The organism is Dietzia sp. B44 (assembly GCF_014145245.1).
Lineage (GTDB): Bacteria > Actinomycetota > Actinomycetes > Mycobacteriales > Mycobacteriaceae > Dietzia > Dietzia natronolimnaea.
This window is the reverse complement of sequence record NZ_JAALEF010000230.1, coordinates 1-4,244: the sequence shown is the minus strand read 5'-3', so window position 1 is coordinate 4,244 and position 4,244 is coordinate 1. Positions and strand designations below refer to the sequence as shown.

Genomic DNA, 4,244 nt, shown 5'->3' with positions numbered 1-4,244 from the left:
GTCGGCCGCCCGCACCGCCTCGGGCAGCGCGGCCATGCTCGTCTCGACGTCCCGGCCGATGTTGGCCCGGTTGTGCGCGTCCGTCACCGACAGGCAGTACTGGAATCGCCTCACCCCGGCGTCGGCGGCGCGCCGCACGTGGCCGGGCGTGGCCACCCAGACCCAGCAGCGGTCCCGCTCGGCCTCGTCCAGGGCGACGATCACGTCGAGCGTGTCGGCGAGCGCCGGGACCAGGTCCGGCCTGGCCATCGACCCCACCTCGAGTTCGGGGACGCCGGACCGGAGCAACGTGCGGACGAGCTCAACCTTGCCGGCGGTACCCAGTCGCCCCTCCGTCAGCTGGAGTCCGTCCCTCAGGGCGACGTCGCGCACTGCCACGTCTCCGTTGGACCGCGTGTTCATGGGGGTGTCCTTCCGCATCCGGGACCGCCGTGTGGTGCGGTGTGCCGGGTCCCATGGCGGCCTGGGAGATCCTGGCGATGACGGTACCCGCGGGTGCGGCCGGGGTATGACGGCCGGGGTATGACGGCCGGGACATCCCTGACAGCGAAGGGCCCCGCGCCGTGAACGGTCGCGGGGCCCTCCTACCGGGGGATCAACTCACTGGGAGTCGGTGCCCGCCTCGAGGAGCTTGGAGATCGCCGAGGGGTCGACCGGGATGCCGGGTCCGGTCGTGGTGGACACGGTGATCTTCTGCAGGTAGCGGCCCTTGGAGGAGGACGGCTTGAGACGCATGACCTCGTCGATCGCGGCCTGGTAGTTCTCCGTGAGCTGCTCGGTGGAGAACGACGCCTTGCCCACGATGAAGTGCAGGTTGTTGGCCTTGTCGGTGCGGAAGGTGACCTTGCCGCCCTTGATGTCGCTGACGGCCTTGGTCACGTCCATGGTGACGGTGCCCGTCTTGGGGTTCGGCATGAGGCCACGCGGGCCGAGCACGCGGGCCACACGGCCGACCTTGGCCATCTGGTCCGGCGTGGCGATCGCGGCGTCGAAGTCGAGCCAGCCGCCCTGGATCCGCTCGATGAGGTCGTCGGAGCCCACGACGTCGGCGCCGGCGGCCTCGGCCTCGGTGGCCTTCTCGCCCGCGGCGAAGACGATGACGCGGGCGGTCTTACCGGTACCGTTGGGAAGATTCACGGTGCCGCGGACCATCTGGTCCGCCTTGCGGGAGTCGACGCCAAGTCGCATGGCGACCTCGACGGTGGCGTCCATCTTCGTCGAGGAGGTGTCCTTGGCCAGTGCCAGGGCATCCAGAGGCGAGTACAGCTTGGTGCGGTCGACCTTGTCAGCTGCGGCCTTGTAGGCCTTGCTGTTCTTGCTCATGAGAGTTCCATTCCTGCCGCGTGTTCTCTGCGACGGTCGGGTGTGGTGCGGGCCTGAGCTGCCCTCCCACGGTGATGTGTGGTGGTGGAGGTCAGGCCTCGACCGTGATGCCCATGGAGCGGGCGGTGCCGGCGATGATCTTCGCGGCCTGGTCGACGTCGTTGGCGTTGAGGTCCTCCATCTTGGTCTGCGCGATCTCGCGGACCTGGTCCATGGAGACCTTGCCGACCTTGGCGGAGTGCGGGGTGCCCGAACCCTTCTGCAGGCCGGCGGCCTTGAGCAGGAGCTTGGCGGCCGGCGGCGTCTTGAGCTTGAAGTCGAAAGAACGGTCCTCGTAGACCGTGATCTCGACCGGCACGACGTTCCCGCGCTGGTTCTCGGTGGCTGCGTTGTAGGCCTTGCAGAACTCCATGATGTTGACACCATGGGCACCCAGAGCCGGGCCGACCGGCGGTGCCGGGTTGGCTGCGCCGGCGTTGATCTGGAGCTTGATCAGCCCTGAGACCTTCTTCTTCTTCGGAGGCATCGTCTTCCTGATTCTTCGACTGGATCTCGGCTCCACGCTGTACACGTGGGAGGCCGACTGTCGTGTGCGCCGCTCCCCTCAGGCCCGCCCGTCGGGCAGGGCATGCGGGGGCGCAGGCACAACCTTGGAGAGTCTACGTGCAATCGACGTGCAACGGCTAATCCGATCCGGCGCACCGTGGCGCGATCCCCGAAACGACGGGACCCGCCGCGCGCGGTGTGCGCGGGGCGGGCCGTCGGGGTGATCGCGCTGGTCAGTCGATCTTCTCCACCTGGGAGAATCCGAGCTCCACCGGGGTCTCGCGACCGAAGATGGACACGAGCACCTTGAGCTTCTGCGAGGTCGGATCGACCTCGGAGATGCTGGCGGGCAGGGTGGCGAACGGGCCGTCCATGACGGTGACCGACTCGCCGACCGTGAACTCCACCTCGACGGTCTGCGGGACCAGTCCACCGTCGGCCTCGCCACCGGGGGTGGCGGCCTTCTTCTCCGGCTTGGGGGCCAGGAACTTGGCCACGTCGCTCAGCGAGAGCGGGGTGGGCGCACCGGCCGCACCGCCGGTCGCGCTGACGAACCCGGTCACGCCGGGGGTGTTGCGGACGACACCCCATGACTCGTCGTCGAGGTCCATACGCACCAGGACGTAGCCGGGCAGGACCTTGCGGTTGGCGACCTTCTTCTGGCCGTTCTTGACCTCGGTGTACTCCTCGATGGGGACCTCGACCTGATAGATCTTGTCCTCCGCGCCGAGGGTGACCGCGCGGGTCTCGAGATTGGCCTTGACCTTGTTCTCGTACCCGGCGTACGAGTGGACGACGAACCAGTCGCCGGGGAGCTTGCGCAGCTGGCGCTTGAAGGCGATGACGGGATCGATCGCGGGCGCCGCCTCCTCGGCGGGGGCCTCTGCCGACTCGGATCCCTCCGCGGCGTCGGCCTCATCGGTGACGTCGGCGACCTCGTCGGCGTCCTCATCGGTGCCGGCGACCGCGTCGATGGCATCCGCCACGGCCTCGGCGGTCGGCGGGACCGCGACGTCGGAGGGGTCCGCGGAGGTGTCACCGAGCACCGCATCCGCCGCGGTCTCGGCCTGCTCGGCGGCAGCCGGGCTCTGCTCGACGTCCTCGGATTCGGGGCTCTGCTCGATGTCGCTCACTGAAATTGCGGTCCTCTCGAAGTTCGGCGGTCCGGATCTCGTCCCGGACCTCCAGCGGCGGGTGTCAGCGGTCGAAGACGAGCTCGACGAGCTTGCCCGCGCCGAAGTCGACGCCGGAGACCAGCGCGGTCATGAAGATCAGGAACAGGAACACCACGATGGTGTAAGTGACCATCTGGTTGCGCGTGGGCCAGATGACCTTACGCAGCTCCTCGATGACCTGCCCGATGTACTGGAACGGATTCGCGCGGTTGGCCCGCGTGTCCTCCGCGGTGTCCGCATCGGTGCGGACACGATTGGCGACGGTGGTGTCGCTCCGGCCGGCTTTGCCTGTCGGAACAGCAGAGCCCGTCGGAACAGCGGCACCGGTGGTACCGGCCGCGCCGTCGGAACCGCGCGCGCCGCTGGTGTCGTCGTCGCGATCCTGACTCACGCGTTACCTCCGGGTCGACTGTGGCTGGCGGGAAGGGCAGGGGCGACAGGACTTGAACCTGCAACCTGCGGTTTTGGAGACCGCTGCTCTGCCAATTGAGCTACGCCCCTTCGGCCGGTCTCCCGGCCACCCGTGCCGTCTCACGAATCGCGGACCGCACGAACGCCTCGACTCTACAGTGTCGGCGGCTGCCTCAGGCAGCGTGGGCCGCGACCGCGGGCGGTCGGGCGTGGCAAGTGTACGTCAGCCCCGGCAGTGGCTCTAAATCGCTCGATCGGCGCCGTCGAGGGCGACGGTCACGATCGCCTTGCCGAACACCTTGGCCCCGCCGCAGGTGACCGTGAGGGCCACGTCTGCCGTGGAACCGTCGTCGGCGACCCTCCTCACCGTGCCGGCCACCTCCAACAGGGCCGGGGCGTCGGCAGGGACCACCACCGGTCCGGCGAACCGGATCAAGGTGGCCACCACCCGGTCCGCTCCCCCGGCCCACTCGGCCACGACCCCGATCGCCAGCGCCGAGGTCAGCATCCCGTGCGCGACCACGCCGGGCAGACCGAGCTCGCGGGCGGCCTCGTCACTGAGGTGGATGGGGTTGTGGTCCCCCGAGGCGTCCGCGTAGCGGCGCAGGTCCGCACGCGTCACCGGCAGGCTGCGGGCCCGGATGGGCTCGCCGGGCTCCGGTCGCCTCGTCGTCGTCGGCTCGTCCCTCGTCGGTTCGTCCGTCGTCGGGTTGTCCGTGCTCGTCGGCTCGTCCGTGGTCATCCCTCCACCTCCGCGGTGAGCAGCGCGCTCGTCAGCGACTGGACCGC

General features: G+C 69.2%; 6 protein-coding genes and 1 tRNA gene. All 7 read right to left on the bottom strand.

Features of this window, described 5'->3' with window-relative positions; translation table 11 throughout:
• Positions 1 to 402, bottom strand: a 402-nt coding sequence (locus tag G6017_RS08445) for a hydroxymethylglutaryl-CoA lyase-like TIM-barrel protein (protein WP_524536267.1), incomplete at its 3' end; no start/stop codon positions are given.
• Positions 403 to 600: 198 nt separating this feature from the next.
• Positions 601 to 1,323 (bottom strand): 50S ribosomal protein L1, encoded by a 723-nt coding sequence (gene rplA / locus G6017_RS08440; RefSeq protein WP_179523168.1) that lies wholly within the window; start codon positions 1,321 to 1,323, stop codon positions 601 to 603.
• Between the two features lie 91 nt (positions 1,324 to 1,414).
• A complete protein-coding gene (gene rplK, locus G6017_RS08435) occupies positions 1,415 to 1,849 on the bottom strand; it encodes a 50S ribosomal protein L11 (protein ID WP_095717641.1) in 435 nt (144 codons plus the stop codon).
• Between the two features lie 253 nt (positions 1,850 to 2,102).
• Positions 2,103 to 3,002 (bottom strand): transcription termination/antitermination protein NusG, encoded by a 900-nt coding sequence (gene nusG, locus G6017_RS08430; RefSeq protein WP_179523169.1) that lies wholly within the window; start codon positions 3,000 to 3,002, stop codon positions 2,103 to 2,105.
• 64 nt (positions 3,003 to 3,066) lie between these two features.
• A complete protein-coding gene (secE, locus tag G6017_RS17315) occupies positions 3,067 to 3,435 on the bottom strand; it encodes a preprotein translocase subunit SecE (RefSeq protein ID WP_179523170.1) in 369 nt (122 codons plus the stop codon).
• Between the two features lie 37 nt (positions 3,436 to 3,472).
• Positions 3,473 to 3,545: transfer RNA gene (locus G6017_RS08420), tRNA-Trp, on the bottom strand.
• Positions 3,546 to 3,696: 151 nt separating this feature from the next.
• Positions 3,697 to 4,197, bottom strand: coding sequence for a MaoC/PaaZ C-terminal domain-containing protein (locus G6017_RS08415; protein ID WP_182616913.1), 501 nt, complete (start codon positions 4,195 to 4,197; stop codon positions 3,697 to 3,699).
• Between the last annotated feature and the right edge of the window lie 47 nt (positions 4,198 to 4,244).